Genomic DNA, 16,891 nt, shown 5'->3' on the forward strand with positions numbered 1-16,891 from the left:
ACCGTCGCAAAATTCTTGGAAGAATTTTGCCGAGGATCTTCGAAAATCCTTGGCCCCCAGTTGGAGAGGTCCGCACAATGCTGATCCTTGAATGCCCGTATTGCGGCGTCAAAGCCGAAGAAACCGAACTGGCCGCAGGTGGCGAGGCGCATCTGAAGCGTTTTGGCCCCGGTTCGTCAGATGAAGAGTTTCATGACTATCTGTTCATGCGCGAAAACCCCAAGGGGGTGCATTTTGAACGCTGGCGTCACGCCAATGGCTGCGGCAAGTGGTTCCATGCTGCGCGCTGCACCACCACGCTTGAGGTCTTTGGCACCTATTCTGCACAGACCACGGAGCCGCCGCAGGAGATCCTTGACGCGGTCTCGGCCAAGCGTCCCGGTTGGACATGGCGGGATCTGAAATGATCGCCTCTCTGAACGTTATCCCCCTTTTCGTCGCCCTCTCTTGCGAAAGGTCCGCCACATGAGCACGCGCCTTGCCAAAAACGGCCGGTTGATCGACCGGTCCAAACAGATCGAATTCACCTTCAACGGCAAGCGGATGAAGGGCTATGCAGGCGACACACTGGCGTCTGCCCTGTTGGCCAATGACCAGATGATGGTTGGCCGCTCGTTCAAATATCACCGTCCGCGTGGTCTGGTGGCAGCTGGTCCCGAAGAGCCCAACGCCCTTGTCGGGCTGGGGACGGGTGATCGTTTTGAGCCGAACCAGCGCGCCACCACGACCGAGCTGTTCTCGGGCCTGTCGGCGCAGTCGCAGAACCACTGGCCGAGCCTTGAGTTTGACGTCGGGGTCGCCAATAACGCGCTGGCCCGGTTCCTGCCTGCGGGTTTCTATTACAAGATGTTCATCCACCCGCGCCCCTTGTGGAAACATGTCTATGAGCCGATCATCCGTCACTCTGCCGGTCTGGGCAAGGCGCCGGACAAGGAGTTGAAGGACGCCGACACCTACGAGCATTTCTATTATTTCGTGGATGTACTGGTGATTGGTGGCGGTGTGGCCGGTCTTCAGGCGGCCAAGGCGGCGGCCAGCTCCGGTGCCAAGGTGCTGCTGATCGAGCAGAACAACCATTGGGGTGGGCGTGCGCCGGTTGATGGCGGCACCATTGATGGGATGGAGCCAGATGCCTGGGTTGAGAAAACCCTCGCCGAGCTGCACGCCATGGAGAATGTCACCCTGCGCGACCGCTGCATGGGCGCAGGCGTTTATGACCACGGCTACGCGCTGGGGTATGAGCGTCTGACCGATCATGCGCCGGGGCAGGGTGGTCCGCGCCACCGTCTGTGGCGGATCCGGGCGAGCCAGATTGTCACGGCAACCGGTGCCATCGAACGGCCGCTGTCCTTTGCCGGGAATGATGTTCCGGGCGTGATGCTGGCGGCCTCCATGCGTGATTATGCGGTGAACTGGGGGGTGACCCCGGGCCAGAAGGTCGTGGTCGCCACCAACAATGACGACGCCTATCGCACCGCAATTGCGCTGCATGGCGCGGGTGTTGAGGTGGTCCGCGTGCTGGACGCTCGCGACAGCGGCGGTGGTGCTTTGATGGAAGAGGTCCGTCAGCTGGGCATTCGTGTTGAATGTGGCCGGGCCATTGCCAAAGTGAAAGGCGGCAAGCGCGTCACATCCGTGGCGATCTGCGCCCAGAACGGCGAAGGTGGCGCGCAGGAGGAGGTCGAGGCCGATGCGGTGGCGATGTCCGGTGGCTGGTCGCCGGTTGTGCACCTGTGGTCCCATTGCGGTGGCAAGCTGGTCTGGGATCAGGCCCATGCGAATTTCCGTCCCGATGCCTCGCGTCCGCCGCTTGGTGCGGATGGCAATGGGTTTGTCATCGCTGCGGGTGCTGCCAATGGTGCCGCTGATCTGGGCGGCGCGCTGAGCGATGCGCAGGCCGCAGGTGAGGCGGCGGCGAAGGCTGCTGGCCGCAAGGTCAAAGCGGCTGCCGCTCCGGTCGGAGAGGCGCCGGTAGAGAAGGCGATGGAGCCGGTGTGGCTGATGCCTGCCAAGGCCGACATCAAGCTGCGCATGAAGACTTGGCTGGACTATCAGAACGACGTCAAGGTCTCAGACGTGCAGCTGGCGGCGCGCGAAGGTTTCGAAAGCGTCGAGCATACCAAGCGTTACACCACGCTGGGCATGGCGACCGATCAGGGGAAGCTCTCCAATATCAACGGCTTGGCGATCCTTGCTGATGCGCTTGGTTCTGAGATTCCGCAGGTGGGCACCACCACCTTCCGTCCGCCCTATCACCCGATTTCGATGGGGGCGATTGGCGGTGAGGCGCGCGGTGAGATCTTTCAGCCGCTGCGCAAGACGCCAATGTATGACTGGCACGACAGCAATGGTGCGGATTGGGAGCCGGTGGGCCAATGGCGCCGTCCCTTCGCCTACGTCCGCTCCGGCGAGGGCCTGCATGACGCGGTGAACCGCGAGGTGAAGAACACCCGCGAGAACCTCGGCCTGTTGGATGCCTCGACCCTGGGTAAGCTGATCGTGAAAGGTCCCGATGCGGGCAAGTTCCTCGACATGATGTACACCAACATGATGTCGACGCTGAAGGTCGGCAAATGCCGCTACGGTCTGATGTGTTCGGAGAACGGGTTCCTGATCGATGATGGCGTGGTTGCGCGCATTGATGAGGATACCTGGCTCTGCCACACCACCACCGGCGGTGCCGAGCGGATCCATGGTCATATGGAAGAATGGCTCCAGACCGAATGGTGGGACTGGAAAGTCTATGTTGCCAATGTGACCGAACAGCTGGCGCAGGTTGCCGTGGTTGGCCCCAATGCCCGCAAGGTACTGGAGGAGCTGAACGAGAAAGCGGGCGGCGGCATGGATCTGTCCAAGGAGGCACTGCCCTTCATGGAATGGCGTGACGGGGAGATTGGCGGCTTCAAGGCGCGGGCCTACCGGATCTCCTTCTCCGGTGAGCTGTCCTATGAGATCGCGGTTGCGGCCTCGGACGGGCAGGCGTTCTGGACCGCCTTGATGGAGGCGGGCAAGGAATTCGGTGTGATGCCTTATGGCACCGAATGTCTGCACATCCTGCGGGCCGAAAAGGGCTTCATCATGATCGGCGATGAAACCGACGGAACGGTTATTCCGCAGGATCTGGGCTTGAACTGGGCGCTGTCGAAGAAGAAAGAGGACTTCCTCGGCAAGCGGGCGCATACCCGCAGCCATATGGCCGATCCCGATCGCTGGCAGCTGGTGGGTCTGGAAACCACCGATGGCTCGGTCCTGCCGGATGGCGCCTATGCGGTGGGCAATGGGGTTAATGCCAATGGCCAGAAAAACACCATCGGTCGCGTGACCTCGACCTACTACTCCTCAAACTTGGGCCGTGGCATTGCCATGGGTCTGGTCAAGCATGGTCCCAAGCGGATGGGGGAGATCATCGAATTCCCCGGAACCGACGGGACAATCTACAAGGCCAAGATCGTTGATCAGGTCTTTTACGACAAGGAAGGGGAAAAGCAGAATGTCTGATCCTGTCAGCGCAATGAATGGTGCGAAGTTCTCCGGTCTGGCGCAGATCGAGGACAGTGGGCTGCAGGGGATGATCACCCTGCGCGGCGATCTGGCATCTGACACCCTAAAGGCGGCGGTTAAAGCCGCCGCAGGGGCGGATGTTCCAGCCAGCGGTCAGGTGTCGCTGTCCGATGCGGGCGGTGTCGCCTGGATGTCGCCGGATGAGCTGCTGTTGCTGGTGCCCTATGCAGAGGTTGAGGCGAAAGTCGCCGAGCTGTCAGAGGCGCTGAAAGGTGAGCATGCGCTCGCAGTGAACGTCTCTGATGCACGCGGCGTGTTCCGCCTCTCTGGTGAGGATGCCCGCGAGGTCTTGGCCAAAATCTGCCCGGTGGATATGTCGGTTGAGGCTTTCAAACCCGGTCAGTTCCGCCGGACCCGCATGGCGCAGGTGGCTGCGGCCTTCTGGCTGGACCATGATGGATCATTTCACATCGTCTGCTTCCGTTCCGTCGCCGGATATGTCTACAACTTGTTATCTGCAGCTGCACATCCACAATCTAAGGTAGGCGTGTTAACTGGTTAAGGCAATTTAGCCTTGTAGCGAGTTTTACGCCCAGCTACAGTGTCCCTGGATTTCCGGGGGCACTTTTTATTTGGTTTTGTTGGTCCGTTGCCAACCTTGATTCGCTATCACCGCCAAATCGGGAGTTATTATGTACAGAGTGGTTTGCCACGCTGTCTTAACTGGTGGGGAGATGATATGCCCAAGGTTGCTGACCTTTTGCTACCAATCGCGCGGCGGTTTGGTCTTGTGGCCGGGCTTGCACTCGGTAGCGGTTTGGCGACCCCAGCGATGGCATTGGATGGCATGTATACCTGCGCCGTGACATCGCTGTCTGGCCGGGGCTGGATCCCACCACAGATCAGCCTTCATTTTCATGATGAATGGACCGCCGAAGTGGTGCATTCCGGCAATGTCAGCGCTCTGTCCGGGCGCCCGCTGAAGGCAGGTTTTTTCCGCATAAGTGATGTGTCTTATCGGGTCAGCTGGACGGTGGTCAGTGCCTCGGTCGGCAATGGGGCCGAGGCGGTGAAGACCCATTATCGCGCCGTGTTCAACACCCAGAACAAGAAGCTTTCAGTGCAGGTGATCTCCCTTGATAGCGGGGCAAAGCCGCCACGCGGGATCGGGCAATGTGTCCAGGTGACCAGTTAGCTGATGATGTCGCGACTGCGCCGTAACGACAGCCGTTGACAATCTGGTGTGCAACTGTCAGGCGAGTGCCTGATTTAGTATGCGTCCAGAAGAGAGCACAGGCTTTACCAATGAAAACACTGATCAAAACCGCCGCCGTCCTCGGCACCCTGTTTGCTGCAGCACCTGCCTTGGCCGCGCCAGTGACCTATGATTGCACCATTCAGTCTTATGAGAGACACGGCTGGATCGCGTCGCGCGTTCTTGTTTTTGTAGACCACGACGAAAAAGTCAGCGGCGTGATGGATGGCATTATCGCCAGTCGTCAGAAAACCCCGATGATTGTGCCTTATGATCAGCGCTCCAAGCAGCGATTGAAGTTGAAGTGGACCCTGAACAACCTGGGTTCGAGCCAAGGATCAACAAAAGTCACATATTCCGCGACTATGGACGAGCCGCGTATGAAGTTGTCGATTTCTGCCCGTGTGCATGGCGCAGATAATCGTCCCTCTGGCAGCGGCCCTTGCAAGCGCAGTGACATCAAGCTGAACTGACGTGAAGGCGCGCCAATGGCGCAGCTTCGCGGGTCGTGTAGCAGGGTCTCAGGCAGCGGTGTTTTGCAAAATGCCGCGGATATTTTTTGGTGTTTCCCCGGCTTGGTCTTGACCAAAGGGGACACCAGCCGCATGTATCTGCCTAGAAACGCAACAGATACTACAGGGGGCCCAGATGGCTTTTGAACTTCCCGATCTTCCTTACGCCCATGACGCGCTTGCATCCAAAGGCATGTCCGCCGAAACGCTGGAATATCACCACGACCTGCACCACAAGGCTTATGTCGACAACGGCAACAAGCTGATCGCGGGTACCGAGTGGGACGGCAAGTCCATGGAAGAGATCATCAAGGGCACCTATGACGCGGGTGCCGTCGCCCAGAGCGGCATTTTCAACAACATCTCCCAGCTGTGGAACCATAACCAGTTCTGGGAGATGATGGGGCCGGGCGAAAGCAAGATGCCGGGTGAGCTGGAAAAGGCGCTGATCGACAGCTTCGGCTCTGTTGATGAGTTCAAATCGCAGTTCTCCGCCGCAGGTGCGGGTCAGTTCGGCTCTGGCTGGGCATGGCTGGTCAAGGACACCGATGGTGGCCTGAAAGTGACCAAGACCGAAAACGGCGTCAACCCGCTGTGCTTCAACCAGACCGCACTGCTGGGCTGCGATGTGTGGGAGCACTCCTACTACATCGATTTCCGCAACAAGCGTCCGGCTTATCTGACCAACTTCCTCGACAATCTGGTCAACTGGGAAAACGTCGCATCGCGCATGTGATCGCAGTGCAGCAGCATTAAGATTTGGGCCTCGTCCGCTATCGGACGGGGCCTTTTTTGTGCCGTGATCAGGGGGTCCAGTGGAACAAATCTCCACGCTCAGCGGTTGTGTTGGTGAACCCACAACACATGGAGGACCGACATGGCAGACCGCGTCAGATCACAAGATGGCCGTCAGGAAACCAAGGAGACCCTTGGCGCTGAAGGCAGTGTTTCGCATGGCGGGCGCACCGGGGGTCGGCTGGCCCGCGAGGTCGCGACCGAGGATGAGGAAAAGCGCGCCATGGAACGCCCGGCAGGTGCGACACGGGTGACTAAATCCAATGAGCAGGAGGATCAATAATGGCACAGCTTGACCACGGCACCTTTGTGCTGGTGACCGACAGCGAAAAGGCATTGCTGCTGCAGAACACCACCGATGCGCAGAACCCGCATCTGGAGGTGCGCCGCAAGGAAGAACAGGACAACCCGTCTGACATTGACCAATCCGCCAATCGGCCCGGTCGAATGCATGACGGTGGCCCTGGCCAGCGCTCGGCGCTGGATGATACCGACTGGCATGAATTGGCCAAGGAACGGTTTGCCGATGACATTGCCGATCTGCTTTATGAGCGGGCGCATAAGGGCAAGCTGGGGAACATCGTGCTGGTGGCCTCGCCGCAGGTTCTGGGCAATCTGCGTGGCAAGCTGCACAAGGAAGTGCAGGATCTGGTCACGGCGGAAATTCCCAAGACGCTGACCAATCACCCGATTGATGAGATTGAGAAGATCGTGCAGCAGGAGCTGGCGGCCTGACCGGTGCCAAGCGACCGACGAAATATGAATTTAGAAAACGCGGTGCTGTGAGGCGCCGCGTTTTTCGTGTCTCGCAGTGGTCCGTGCTGCGATCTTGCCGGATCTGAACGTCAGTCGCGCAGGATTGCCAGCGCATCCTCAATAGTGCTGACCCAGGTGAGCGCCTCTGTGGTTTCCGTGCCGGCGAACCCTTCCGCCACCACATGCTCCACCAGGGCCTTCAGCGGATCCCAGTAGCCATCAATATTTAGGATCAGGATCGGCTTTCCATGCAGTTCCAGCTGGCGCCATGTCAGCGCCTCGAACAATTCGTCCAGCGAACCGGCGCCACCGGGCAGCACCACTACGGCATCAGCGTTGTAGAGCATCACCTTCTTGCGCTCATGCATGGTTTCAGTGACCACATAGGTGTTAAGATCGGTCTTGGCGACCTCGCGACGAACCAGATGCTCGGGGATCACGCCGAAGGTCTGCCCGCCTGAGGCTTGTGCCGCACGTGCCACCCGGCCCATCAGACCGACATCACCGGCGCCGTAGACCAGCCGTTGGCCTTGGGCCGCAAGCCCGGTTCCGAGCGCCTCGGCAGCCTCGGCGTAGGCCGGGCGGATCCCGTCGCGCGATCCACAATACACACAGACGGAATGAATACGCATGGCAGTCACCTTTTTTGTTGTGTTCGGAGGCGAAATAAGTCGTCCTTTGGTCCCTGATAGCGGCATTGAATGGCTGGCTCAAGCAAGCGGGGGGCACATCCCGCAGGATCGACAGCGACGGGGCCTCGCGAAGGGGTGGTCGACGGTCGGAAGGGAAGGAAGATAATGACGGATGTAACGGGCAAAGGCGGGCTGTCCGCAACCGCCATCGGCGGCGCTGCGGCGGTGGTCGTGGTGCTGGGCGGGGTGATTTTCCTGCAATGGGGCGCCTCGGAGCAGACAGAGGCGCCGCGCAGCACTGCGGGCACCGGGGACAGCGCGGTTATTTCGCCTTCGGCCAGCTCCGATGGCGCGCGTGCGGTGCTCGTCCCGGCCGAGGAGGCCCCAGTTGTGCAGACCCCCGCGGTGACTGCGGAGGCGGACAGCACGGACGCCACTGCGCCCGCTGGCGAGGACGCTGCGGAGGACGTGGCCGACGGTGATACCTCGGCGCAGGCGGCGACGGATGCGAGTCAGGACAAGGATGATGGACTGTCCTTGAGTGCGCCGCAGATGGATCTGGCGCGGTTTGAGACCGACGGCAGCGGCATGGTCGCGGGGCGGGCGACGCCCGGTGCAGTCGTATCGCTGTTGCTGGACGGGGTTGTGGTAGAGCGGCTGACGGTGCCCTCCGATGGCAGTTTTGTGCTGTTCACCACCGTTGCCCCTTCGACGCGCCCGCAGGTGCTTTCGCTGGAGGCGGTGCTGGGGGAGGCGGTTCTGCCTTCGGATGCGCAGTTTATTCTGGCCCCCGTGGCTCAGGTTGAGGTGGCGGAAGCCCCGATTGCTGAGAAGCAGGTGGCGGACGAGGCTGTAACCAGTGAGCAGGCGACTGGCGAGCAGGCGGCAGACGCCGCATCGGCGGTGGCTCTTGAGGGAGATCGTCCGGCTGGTGGTACTGCCGACACGGACATCAAGCTGTCTGGAACGCAGGAAGCCAGCGACGGTGATATTGCAGTGGCCTCACCCAAGTTGGCTGAGGCTGTCGAAGCAGCGGCGGATGCGCCAACTCTGCCGACTGTGGAGGTCGGCGAAGCGAGCAGCAAAACTGACGACCCCGCCGTCGCGGCGGCTGCGGGTGACGCCTCTGATGTGACGCTGGACGAGACCGTGACAGCCGCCGACAACACACCAGCGGCGGAAACGCAGGCTGTCAGTGCCGGGGATGATAGCCGCGATGAGGCGCAGGATGTGGGACCTGTGCAAGTTGCCGAGGTTGATGAACCGCAGTCGGATAAGACACCGGAGACCGGGAAGGCGCCAGATGATGCGCCCGCGCAGAGGGCGGTGCTGCGTTCTGATGCCAGCGGTGTGACGCTGGTGCAGCCGCCGACGCCGAGCCTGGCCGAGGCACCGGAGGCCGTGGCGCTGGATACTATTTCCTACGATGCGGAGGGCGCAGTGGTGCTAAGCGGTCGGGTGCGCTCCGATGCGGTGGTGCGCGCCTATCTGGACAATGCGGCGGTTGCGGATCTGCCGGTGGATGAGGAAGGGCGCTGGTCCGGGATCCTGCCGGATGTGGCGCCGGGGATTTATGCGCTGCGGCTGGATGCGTTGGACGGTGAGGGCAAGGTGCTGAGCCGTCTTGAAACCCCGTTTAAACGGGAAGCGCCTGAGGTGCTGCAACCGCCGGTCGAGACTGCCGCCACCGATCCCGCAACACCGGACGCAGCCCCCACCGGGGCGAAACCGCTGGTGCGATTGGTGACCGTACAGGAGGGCGATACGCTCTGGGCAATTTCGCGGGAACGCTACGGTGACGGGCTGCTCTATGTGCGGGTGTTTGATGCCAACCGACAGGCGATCCGGGACCCGGATCTGATCTATCCGGGTCAGGTGTTCTCAGTCCCGGTGCAGTAAGGCCATGGTCTGATCCCGCCAGGGGGCTGCATTCCGAGCCGCCTCTCAGCCAGAAGATGGGCCATGATATAGGGGCTGCGCTGGTCAAACTGCCACGCGGCCCCTATGTCAGAGGTCTTGCAGTAAGGACATGTGATGACAGACAGCGATATGACAACCGCGCAGGAGGAGCGCCGCTCCGGTCTGCGCACGTTGCGCCGTGTTTTCCCCTACCTTTGGCCCGAGGGGCAGGCCTGGGTCAAATACCGTGTTGTGGCGGCGCTGGCTGTGCTGATTTTGGCAAAGCTGGTCGCGGTTTACACGCCGATGCTTTACAAAGGTGCGGTGGATAGTCTGGCGGGTGAGGGCGTGCCGCCGCTGGCGTTGGGGGCGGTTGGGCTGACGGTGGCCTACGGGATGGCCCGGATCCTGACCACTGGGTTTCAGCAGCTGCGCGATGCGGTGTTTGCTCCGGTTGGCCAGCGCGCCCTGCGGCGTCTGGCGCTGGAGACCTTTCGCCATATCCACCGCCTGTCGATGCGCTATCACATCACTCGCAAGACTGGCGGGCTGAGCCGGATTATCGAACGCGGTGTGAAGGGGGTGGAATTCCTGCTGCGCTTCCTGCTGTTTTCCATTGGTCCCTTGGTGCTGGAACTGGCGCTGGTCGCCATCATCCTCGCCGTGATGTTCGACATTTGGTATCTCGTGGTGGTGGCGGTGACGGTCGGGCTCTATGTCTGGTTCACCTTCGCGGTGACCGAATGGCGGGTGACGCTGCGGCGCGAAATGAACAAGCAGGACACCGATGCCAATCAGAAGGCGATCGACAGTCTGCTGAACTACGAGACAGTCAAATATTTCGGCGCCGAGGATCGCGAGACCGAGCGCTATGATGTCGCCATGCGGGCCTATGCCAAGGCAGCACTGAAGACGGCCTATTCGCTGGCATTCCTGAACTTTGGTCAGAGCCTGGTGATCACCGGCGGTCTGGTTGCGGTGATGGTGATGGCGGCAATCGGGGTCCAGCAGGGCAATCTGACGGTGGGCGATTTTGTCATGGTGAACGCCTATATGATCCAGATCACCGTGCCGTTGAATTTCCTTGGGACCGTGTACCGGGAAATCAGGCAGAGCCTGGTCGATATGGGCGAGATGTTTGATCTGATCGAACAGGACCCGGATGTGAAGGATCGCGACAACGCCAAGGTCTTGCAGGTCAACGGCGGGGCGATCAGCCTGGATAATGTGGAGTTCGGCTATGACAGCGACCGCCAGATCCTGAAGGGCGTGAGCTTTGAGGTGGCGGCGGGGCAGACGGTGGCCATCGTCGGCTCCACCGGATCGGGCAAATCCACCATTGGGCGGCTGTTGTTCCGGTTTTATGATGTGACACGCGGCGCGCTGCGCATCGACGGGCAGGACGTGCGCGAGGTCACGCAAAAGAGCCTGCACGCCGCGATTGGCGTGGTGCCGCAGGATACCGTGCTGTTCAATGATACCATCCGCTACAACATTGCCTATGGCCACGCTGGCGCCACCCAGCAGGAGGTCGAACAGGCGGCACGCGATGCACAGATCCACGACTTCATCATGCGGCTGCCCGAGGGGTATGAGACGCAGGTCGGCGAGCGCGGGCTAAAGCTGTCGGGCGGTGAGAAGCAACGGGTGGGCATTGCCCGGACACTGCTGAAAAACCCGCCCATCCTGCTGCTGGATGAGGCGACATCGGCGCTGGACAGCGACACCGAGCAGGAGATCAAGGAGGCGCTGTCACGGGCCGGGCAGGGGCGCACGGTGATCACCATCGCGCATCGGCTGAGCACGGTGGCGGAGGCCGACCAGATCATTGTACTGGAACAGGGTGAGATCGCCGAGCAGGGCACCCACGAGGATCTGCTGGCCAAGGACGGGCGCTACGCGCATCTGTGGCAGCGCCAGCAGTCGGATCAGGACGCGGGCTGAGAACGCTCTGAATACTCAACATTGCGGGGTTTGCGTCAACGGCGCCTGCATCTGCATGGCTAGCCGCTGACATAGACCCCGTCCTTAGGTTTGTAGAAGATCTTCTGATTGTGTAGCCGCCCCAAGAGATCGTGGATCTGGCGCAGGCTGTCCTCGCGGCTGTGACCGGCGATACCCTGCGCTTGCTGGTTGGCATCGGCCAAGCTGTCTCGGGTGCGTTGCAGCGCGGCTTCGATCAGATCGACATCGGCGATGGTCAATTCGAACATATCATTGAAATCGGGCATGGGCTGGATCCTCTCTGTTGGGGTGGTTCTGGCGGTGGAGATTTGCCTGCCGAAACGAACAACGCCCCGCGAGGGCGGGGCGTTGTTGGGTTATTCAGCGGCGCGAAGTGGTGTTGACGGCGGGGTTTCGCGGTCGCGTTCGGGTGTCTTGGCCTGCGGGCTGTCCGGGCTCGGCTCTGCCTCCCACAGGATTTCCGTCGTGGGCAGGGTGCGGGCCTTGGTGGCCAGTCGCATATCGCGGGCAATCCGGCTGGACCGGCCACGGGTGATCCGGGCGAGCAGGCGTCCAAGCGCGCCAACGTAGATCCAGAGCCACACCCGGATCGCCAGCAGCGAAGGCGTGACCAGCAGCGTCAGGATCGTTGCGATGCCAAGACCGAAGACCACCGCCGTTGCCAGCTGTTTCCACCACAGCGAGGTCGGGCTGTCGATCGAATAGCCGCCATTGATGAAGTCGAGGCTGAGCCCGAACATCATCGGTGCCAAACCGGCCATCGTGGTAATGGTGGTCAGGAGAACCGGTCGAATGCGCGCCTCGGTGGTGCGAATGATCGCCTCAATCCGCGGCATCTTCTGGGCGTATTCCTGATAGGTATCGATCAGAACGATATTGTTGTTCACCACGATGCCCGCCAGCGCGACGATACCGGTGCCGGTCATGATGATCGAGAACGGCTGCTGCATTACCATCATGCCGATCAGCACGCCGGTGGTGGAGAGCACCACTGCAAGAAGCACCAGCACCGAGTTATAGAAACTGTTGAACTGCGCCAGCAGGATCACGAACATCAGCGCCAAGGCACCGGCGAAGGCTTTCATCAGGAAGGCACCGGATTCGGCCTGTTCTTCCTGATCACCGGTCCATTCCCAGGTGATGTCCTTGGGCAGCGGGTCGGTGTCCAGCCATTCTGTCAGGGCGGCGATACGTTCATTGGCATTGAGGGCCACAACGCGGGCGTCATCGTCCAGCGCGGTCTGAACCGCCTCAAGACTGTCAGCGCTGGCGAGGCTGCGCAGCTTCAGCGGTGCGCCGCTTGGTCCGGTCAGGTCGCTGGCGCTGGTGTCGGTGCCCTCGGCGAGGGATTTGACGTAGGCCAGCGTTTCCTCTGCACCGTTGTCCCCGCCGGTGATGACCACCTTGGAAAGGCCGGGTTCGATATCCGCCTTCACGTCGTAGTAACGCTGCTGCTGGACACGGTTGATCTGTTCCAGTTTCGGCACTGGCTGGCGGGAGATGAAGTTCGACAGCGGCACCAGGCCATCTTCGGTGCGCAGTTTCATCACATCCAGCGTAGAGAGCACGCGGTCCTCTTCCGGCAGGCGGACGCGGATTTCGATTTCCTCATCCGAGCTGTCGACGCGCATGGTATCCAGAAGGATCCCGCGGGTGACCAGCTGCACCATAGCGCCAACGGTGGCGACATCGGCGCCGTAGCGGCCGGCCTTTTCAACGTCGACGTCGATCTGCCAGTCAATGCCGGGGAGGGGCAGACTGTCTTCGATCAGGTCCAGACCGGGGGTTTCGTCAAACCGGGCGCGAGCAGCCTGCGTAGCGGCAGTCAGCGTGTCCCAGCTGTCGCCTTTCAGGCGCAGATGGATCGGCTTGCCAGAGGCAGGTCCCTGCGCCAGTGCGCGGATCTCAGCTTCGAAACCGGGCAGTTTTGCCAGCTCGGTATTGATCTCCTCAATCACGGTGTCGCCGTCGAAATCGGTCGCTGTGACCTCGTGGGTGAACCAGCCGTTGAACCAGGTTTCAGTCTGGGTCGGGCGATCCTCCCAGGGGATGATCTCGAACTGCACCTGACCCACGGTGTCGGGCGGTGTCTGCGCGCCGGAGGCATCGGTGTTGAGCCCGCCTTCACCTGCAAAGGAGAAGACATTGACCACCGCCGGATGCGACAGGATGACCTGTTCGGTCTGGCGCACCATCTCATCCTCTTCCATCAGCGAGGTATTGCCACGTGCCCGGACATAGGCGGTGGCCTGTTCCGGTTCGGATTCGACAAAGAACTCAACGCCGTAGTTGTTGGTCGAGAACAGTGTGAAAACGGTCATGATGGAGAAGGCAACAGCCCCGATTGCGACGAGGGGCATTACCGGATTGCCAACGATGAACTTAATGAAATGGCCAAAGGGCGTGTGTTTGTAACCGGCGTTGACCGATTTTTCCGACCTTTGCAGGCTGGTAGCGCCCAGCGTGACAGAGGCGCCGAAGGAGGCCAGAACAAAGACCAACGCGCCAAAGATCAGCGCGGCCACATCCGGCACATCCGCAGGCAGCAGGTAGCTGCCATTCAGCATCTGCATCGCGCCTGCAAACATGCCCCAGAGCATCACGGGCACCAGAGCCGCCCGCAGCCACCAGGGGGCAACGGCACGCAGCCCATCGGAGAGGTTTTCAAACAGGCGGCTCATCCGGCCGGTGACACCGCCCATGACCGGCAGGTAGATCAGTGCCACCACCAGAGACGCCGACAGAACAAAGATCAGGGTGACCGGCAGCATGCCCATGAATTCACCGGGAACGCCGGGCCAGAACAGCATCGGCAGGAAGGCGCAGAGCGTGGTCGCGGTGGAGGAGACCACCGGCCAGAACATGCGCTGCGCCGCCTCGACATAGGCGTGCATCGGGCCGGTGCCTTCCTTGATGCGTTTGTCCGCGTATTCAACCACCACGATGGCGCCATCCACCAGCATGCCCACCGCAAGGATCAGACCAAACATCACGATGTTGGAGATGCTGATCCCCATCACAGCCAGCAGCGCAAAGCACAGCAGGAAGGAGGTCGGGATCGCAAAGCCGACCAGCAGGGCCGCCCGGCTGCCAAGCGCTGACAGCACCACAATCATCACCAGTGCGACGGCGGTCAGAACCGAGCCTTCCAGCTGGCCGACCATGGAGGCCACGACGCGGCTTTGATCGTTTGAGGTGCCGACGGAGACGGCTGCTGTCAATTCCGGCGGCCATTTGGTCTTGGCTTCAGCTAGCGTTTCCTTCACCAGATCAACGGTGTCGATCAGGTTGTAGCCTTTCCGCTTCACCACCTGCAGGGCAACGGTGTCCTCACCGTTGAACCGGGCGGTGCCGCGACGGTCCTCGAAGGTGAAATTGATGGTGGCGAGTTCTCCCAGGGTGACCACGCGGTCGCCATTGGTCTTGATCGGCAGCTCATAGATATCGCGCACGTCGTCAAAGGAGGAGGGGATCTTCACCGAGAAGGTGCCCTGATTGCTCTCGACTTCGCCCGCGGCGATCAGCTGGTTGTTGTTCTGCACAACGGTGATCAGCTCAAGCGCCGTGACGTTATAGGCTTCCAGCCGCAGGGGATCGATCAGCACCTCGACCATCTCGTCGCGATTACCGGCGATCCCGGCCTCAAGCACCGGTTCGAGCGCTTCAAGGTCGTCCTGCAGGTCCTTGGCGATCCGAGCCATTGTCCGTTCCGGCACGGCGCCGGTCAGGTTGACAATGACGATGGGGAATTCGGAGAAGTTGATCTCGTTGATCGAATATTTCTCAGCGCCTTCGGGGAAATCCGCCTCAGCGGCATCCATCGCATCGCGGACGTCTGCCATGATGGCGGTCTTGTCCCAGCCGAAATCAAACTCCAGCGCCACACCGCCATAGCCTTCGGCAGCGGTGGAGGACATTTTATCGAGCCCGTCCAGATCCGCCAGCTCAGTCTCCATCACCTTGACCAGCAACGTTTCGGCATCCTCGGCAGAGATGCCGGGGAAGGGGACGGAGATGAACAGAGCCGGAATTTCGATGTCCGGTTCGCCCTCTTTCGGGAGGCTGGCATAGGCAAAGCCGCCGACCAGTAGCGAGATGGCAATGAATGCCAGGATCATACGGGCCCGTTCTGCGGCCCAGCTGACGATACCGGTCATTGGGATACCTCTTTATAGGTGGGCGCGACAGAGACGCCCGCAACAACAAAATCTTGTCCCACAACAATCACGTCGGCCTTCTCCGGCAAGCCGCCCACCCAAACGCCGCTGGCTTCGTCGCGCAGCAGCTGGATCGGGTAGAACCCGACGGTCATGTCATCTTTTACCACACGCACGCCCAATTGGCCGTCATTATTCAGGGTCAGCGCCGACTGAGGAAGGTAGTGCGCCTTGGCGCCCTCGGCTGAGATTACGATATCGGCGGTCTGGCCGTCGCGGATCGCAAGATCAGGGTTGGGCACGGTGATTTCCACCTCGAAGGTGCGGGTGGTCGGGTCGGCGGAGCGGCTGATAAAGGTCACTTTGCCCTCAACATTTCGGCCATTGGCCAGTTCTGCCCGCGCGCCCGCGCCGATGGTGACGCGGTTCACCTCGGTTTCGGGCACATAGCCGACCAGCTTGATGGTCTCCAACTGGATCACGGTGGCGCAAAGGCTGCCGGGCTGCATCAGGCTGCCCAGCTCGGCGGTGTCGCTTTCCAGCAGCCCGTCGAAGGGGGCCAGAATGTCCAGACGCGCCAGCTCCTTCTCGGCGGCGGCAACCTGGGCAGAGGCGGCCTCAATCCCCGCGCTGGTGGTTTCCAGACCGGTTTCAGCAGTGGCCACGCCAGCCACGGCGGAGCGTTCCGCCGCCTGCGAGGAGGCAAGACGGGTTTCAGAGGCAAAGCCGCCCTCGGAGAGTTTAGCGGCTGCTGTCAGATTGATCTGCGCTTCCTTGAGGCGGGCGCGGGCCTCGTCCAGACGGGCCTGCGCTTCGGGGACACGGATTTTCGCCTCGCTCAGCCGGGCCCTAGCTTCCAACAGGGTGGAGGGGCGCGTGCCGGGATCCAGCTTGCACAGAAGATCGCCTGCCTTCACCTGCGCGCCCTTGCGCAGCGGTTCGGACAACACGGTGGAGGTGGTTTCGGAGCGGACTTCGACTTGGCGAATAGCTTGAGTCTGCCCGCGCAGGACAACCGCGCTGTCGATGCCGCGGGCGGTGCTGCGCAGGGCAACTACGCCGACGCCTGAATTGCCGGTCTTGTCAGCGCTGGTGGCCCGCGCGGCCGCAGTCTCTGCTGCCGTGGCCGTTGTTTTGGGGGCGTCGGACGGGGCGGAGGCATCGGCGGAGGCGGTCTCATCGCTGATCTGCTCGCCACGGGCAAAGGCCAAAAGCGCATCCCGCTCAATCACGGCATAATACAGGCCTGCTGTCACTACAGCAGCAGTCATCAGTGGAATTACACGCATCTTGGGCCTTCCTAATACATATTCATCCCATTCGGGACATATAGAGCCACTCAACAATCATACCATTAATGGGTATGTTCGGGCGAACTGGCGCTAAGTGATATGCGCGATATAAGTATTGTCCATACTA

Annotated in this window: 14 protein-coding genes; 10 read left to right on the plus strand and 4 right to left on the minus strand. The window is 61.1% G+C overall.

The features are described 5' to 3' along the window. The first annotated feature begins 77 nt into the window (after window positions 1–77). The 8 genes from GAL_RS07200 to GAL_RS07235 all read left to right on the plus strand — a co-directional run bounded on the left by GAL_RS07200 (window position 78) and on the right by GAL_RS07235 (window position 6,798). A complete protein-coding gene (locus GAL_RS07200) occupies window positions 78–407 on the plus strand; it encodes a sarcosine oxidase subunit delta (protein ID WP_024096926.1) in 330 nt (109 codons plus the stop codon). 58 nt (window positions 408–465) lie between these two features. Continuing rightward, on the plus strand, window positions 466–3,498 hold the full coding sequence (locus GAL_RS07205; RefSeq protein WP_024096927.1) for a sarcosine oxidase subunit alpha family protein: 3,033 nt from the start codon (window positions 466–468) through the stop codon (window positions 3,496–3,498). Continuing rightward, window positions 3,491–4,063 carry a sarcosine oxidase subunit gamma gene (locus GAL_RS07210; protein WP_024096928.1) on the plus strand — a complete coding sequence of 191 codons (573 nt, stop codon included), beginning with the start codon at window positions 3,491–3,493 and terminating at the stop codon, window positions 4,061–4,063. The genes GAL_RS07205 and GAL_RS07210 overlap by 8 nt, the downstream gene beginning before the upstream one ends. A 177-nt stretch (window positions 4,064–4,240) precedes the next feature. After that, complete coding sequence (locus GAL_RS07215; protein ID WP_024096929.1) at window positions 4,241–4,696, plus strand: hypothetical protein; 456 nt, start codon at window positions 4,241–4,243, stop codon at window positions 4,694–4,696. A 110-nt stretch (window positions 4,697–4,806) separates the two neighbouring features. Beyond that, window positions 4,807–5,229: a hypothetical protein gene (locus GAL_RS07220; protein ID WP_024096930.1), complete on the plus strand. Its 423-nt coding sequence runs from the start codon at window positions 4,807–4,809 to the stop codon at window positions 5,227–5,229. Window positions 5,230–5,404: 175 nt separating this feature from the next. Then, window positions 5,405–6,004 carry a superoxide dismutase gene (locus tag GAL_RS07225; RefSeq protein WP_024096931.1) on the plus strand — a complete coding sequence of 200 codons (600 nt, stop codon included), beginning with the start codon at window positions 5,405–5,407 and terminating at the stop codon, window positions 6,002–6,004. 141 nt (window positions 6,005–6,145) lie between these two features. Next, a complete protein-coding gene (locus tag GAL_RS07230; protein ID WP_024096932.1) occupies window positions 6,146–6,346 on the plus strand; it encodes a hypothetical protein in 201 nt (66 codons plus the stop codon). Next, a complete protein-coding gene (locus tag GAL_RS07235; protein ID WP_024096933.1) occupies window positions 6,346–6,798 on the plus strand; it encodes a host attachment family protein in 453 nt (150 codons plus the stop codon). The genes GAL_RS07230 and GAL_RS07235 overlap by 1 nt, the downstream gene beginning before the upstream one ends. A gap of 110 nt (window positions 6,799–6,908) precedes the next feature. Here GAL_RS07235 and GAL_RS07240 read toward each other — a convergent pair whose 3' ends face one another. Continuing rightward, window positions 6,909–7,451 carry an LOG family protein gene (locus tag GAL_RS07240; protein ID WP_024096934.1) on the minus strand — a complete coding sequence of 181 codons (543 nt, stop codon included), beginning with the start codon at window positions 7,449–7,451 and terminating at the stop codon, window positions 6,909–6,911. A 165-nt stretch (window positions 7,452–7,616) separates the two neighbouring features. On the opposite strand from GAL_RS07240, the gene GAL_RS07245 reads away from it, so the two are divergent. After that, window positions 7,617–9,350: a LysM peptidoglycan-binding domain-containing protein gene (locus GAL_RS07245; RefSeq protein ID WP_024096935.1), complete on the plus strand. Its 1,734-nt coding sequence runs from the start codon at window positions 7,617–7,619 to the stop codon at window positions 9,348–9,350. 135 nt (window positions 9,351–9,485) lie between these two features. Next, window positions 9,486–11,294 carry an ABCB family ABC transporter ATP-binding protein/permease gene (locus GAL_RS07250; protein WP_024096936.1) on the plus strand — a complete coding sequence of 603 codons (1,809 nt, stop codon included), beginning with the start codon at window positions 9,486–9,488 and terminating at the stop codon, window positions 11,292–11,294. Window positions 11,295–11,353: 59 nt separating this feature from the next. Here the strand turns inward: GAL_RS07250 and GAL_RS07255 are convergent, their stop codons facing one another. The 3 genes from GAL_RS07255 to GAL_RS07265 all read right to left on the minus strand — a co-directional run bounded on the left by GAL_RS07255 (window position 11,354) and on the right by GAL_RS07265 (window position 16,761). Further along, on the minus strand, window positions 11,354–11,581 hold the full coding sequence (locus GAL_RS07255; protein WP_024096937.1) for a hypothetical protein: 228 nt from the start codon (window positions 11,579–11,581) through the stop codon (window positions 11,354–11,356). Window positions 11,582–11,671: 90 nt separating this feature from the next. After that, the gene (locus tag GAL_RS07260) at window positions 11,672–15,472 is read right to left on the minus strand and encodes an efflux RND transporter permease subunit (protein WP_024096938.1); all 3,801 of its coding nucleotides are present in this window, start codon (window positions 15,470–15,472) and stop codon (window positions 11,672–11,674) included. Beyond that, window positions 15,469–16,761: an efflux RND transporter periplasmic adaptor subunit gene (locus tag GAL_RS07265; protein ID WP_024096939.1), complete on the minus strand. Its 1,293-nt coding sequence runs from the start codon at window positions 16,759–16,761 to the stop codon at window positions 15,469–15,471. The genes GAL_RS07260 and GAL_RS07265 overlap by 4 nt, the downstream gene beginning before the upstream one ends. Window positions 16,762–16,891: the final 130 nt, after the last annotated feature.

Source organism: Phaeobacter gallaeciensis DSM 26640, assembly GCF_000511385.1.
GTDB classification, from domain to species: Bacteria; Pseudomonadota; Alphaproteobacteria; order Rhodobacterales; family Rhodobacteraceae; genus Phaeobacter; species Phaeobacter gallaeciensis.

Excerpts from the sequence above, each read along its gene's own strand:
- GAL_RS07260 (WP_024096938.1), bottom strand. The coding sequence starts at position 15,472 with ATGACCGGTATCGTCAGCTGGGCCGCAGAACGGGCCCGTATGATCCTG.
- GAL_RS07225 (WP_024096931.1), top strand. The coding sequence starts at position 5,405 with ATGGCTTTTGAACTTCCCGATCTTCCTTACGCCCATGACGCGCTTGCA.
- GAL_RS07230 (WP_024096932.1), top strand. The coding sequence starts at position 6,146 with ATGGCAGACCGCGTCAGATCACAAGATGGCCGTCAGGAAACCAAGGAG.
- GAL_RS07210 (WP_024096928.1), top strand. The coding sequence starts at position 3,491 with ATGTCTGATCCTGTCAGCGCAATGAATGGTGCGAAGTTCTCCGGTCTG.
- GAL_RS07205 (WP_024096927.1), top strand. The coding sequence starts at position 466 with ATGAGCACGCGCCTTGCCAAAAACGGCCGGTTGATCGACCGGTCCAAA.
- GAL_RS07200 (WP_024096926.1), top strand. The coding sequence starts at position 78 with ATGCTGATCCTTGAATGCCCGTATTGCGGCGTCAAAGCCGAAGAAACC.
- GAL_RS07245 (WP_024096935.1), top strand. The coding sequence starts at position 7,617 with ATGACGGATGTAACGGGCAAAGGCGGGCTGTCCGCAACCGCCATCGGC.
- GAL_RS07255 (WP_024096937.1), bottom strand. The coding sequence starts at position 11,581 with ATGCCCGATTTCAATGATATGTTCGAATTGACCATCGCCGATGTCGAT.
- GAL_RS07250 (WP_024096936.1), top strand. The coding sequence starts at position 9,486 with ATGACAGACAGCGATATGACAACCGCGCAGGAGGAGCGCCGCTCCGGT.
- GAL_RS07215 (WP_024096929.1), top strand. The coding sequence starts at position 4,241 with ATGCCCAAGGTTGCTGACCTTTTGCTACCAATCGCGCGGCGGTTTGGT.
- GAL_RS07240 (WP_024096934.1), bottom strand. The coding sequence starts at position 7,451 with ATGCGTATTCATTCCGTCTGTGTGTATTGTGGATCGCGCGACGGGATC.
- GAL_RS07265 (WP_024096939.1), bottom strand. The coding sequence starts at position 16,761 with ATGCGTGTAATTCCACTGATGACTGCTGCTGTAGTGACAGCAGGCCTG.
- GAL_RS07235 (WP_024096933.1), top strand. The coding sequence starts at position 6,346 with ATGGCACAGCTTGACCACGGCACCTTTGTGCTGGTGACCGACAGCGAA.
- GAL_RS07220 (WP_024096930.1), top strand. The coding sequence starts at position 4,807 with ATGAAAACACTGATCAAAACCGCCGCCGTCCTCGGCACCCTGTTTGCT.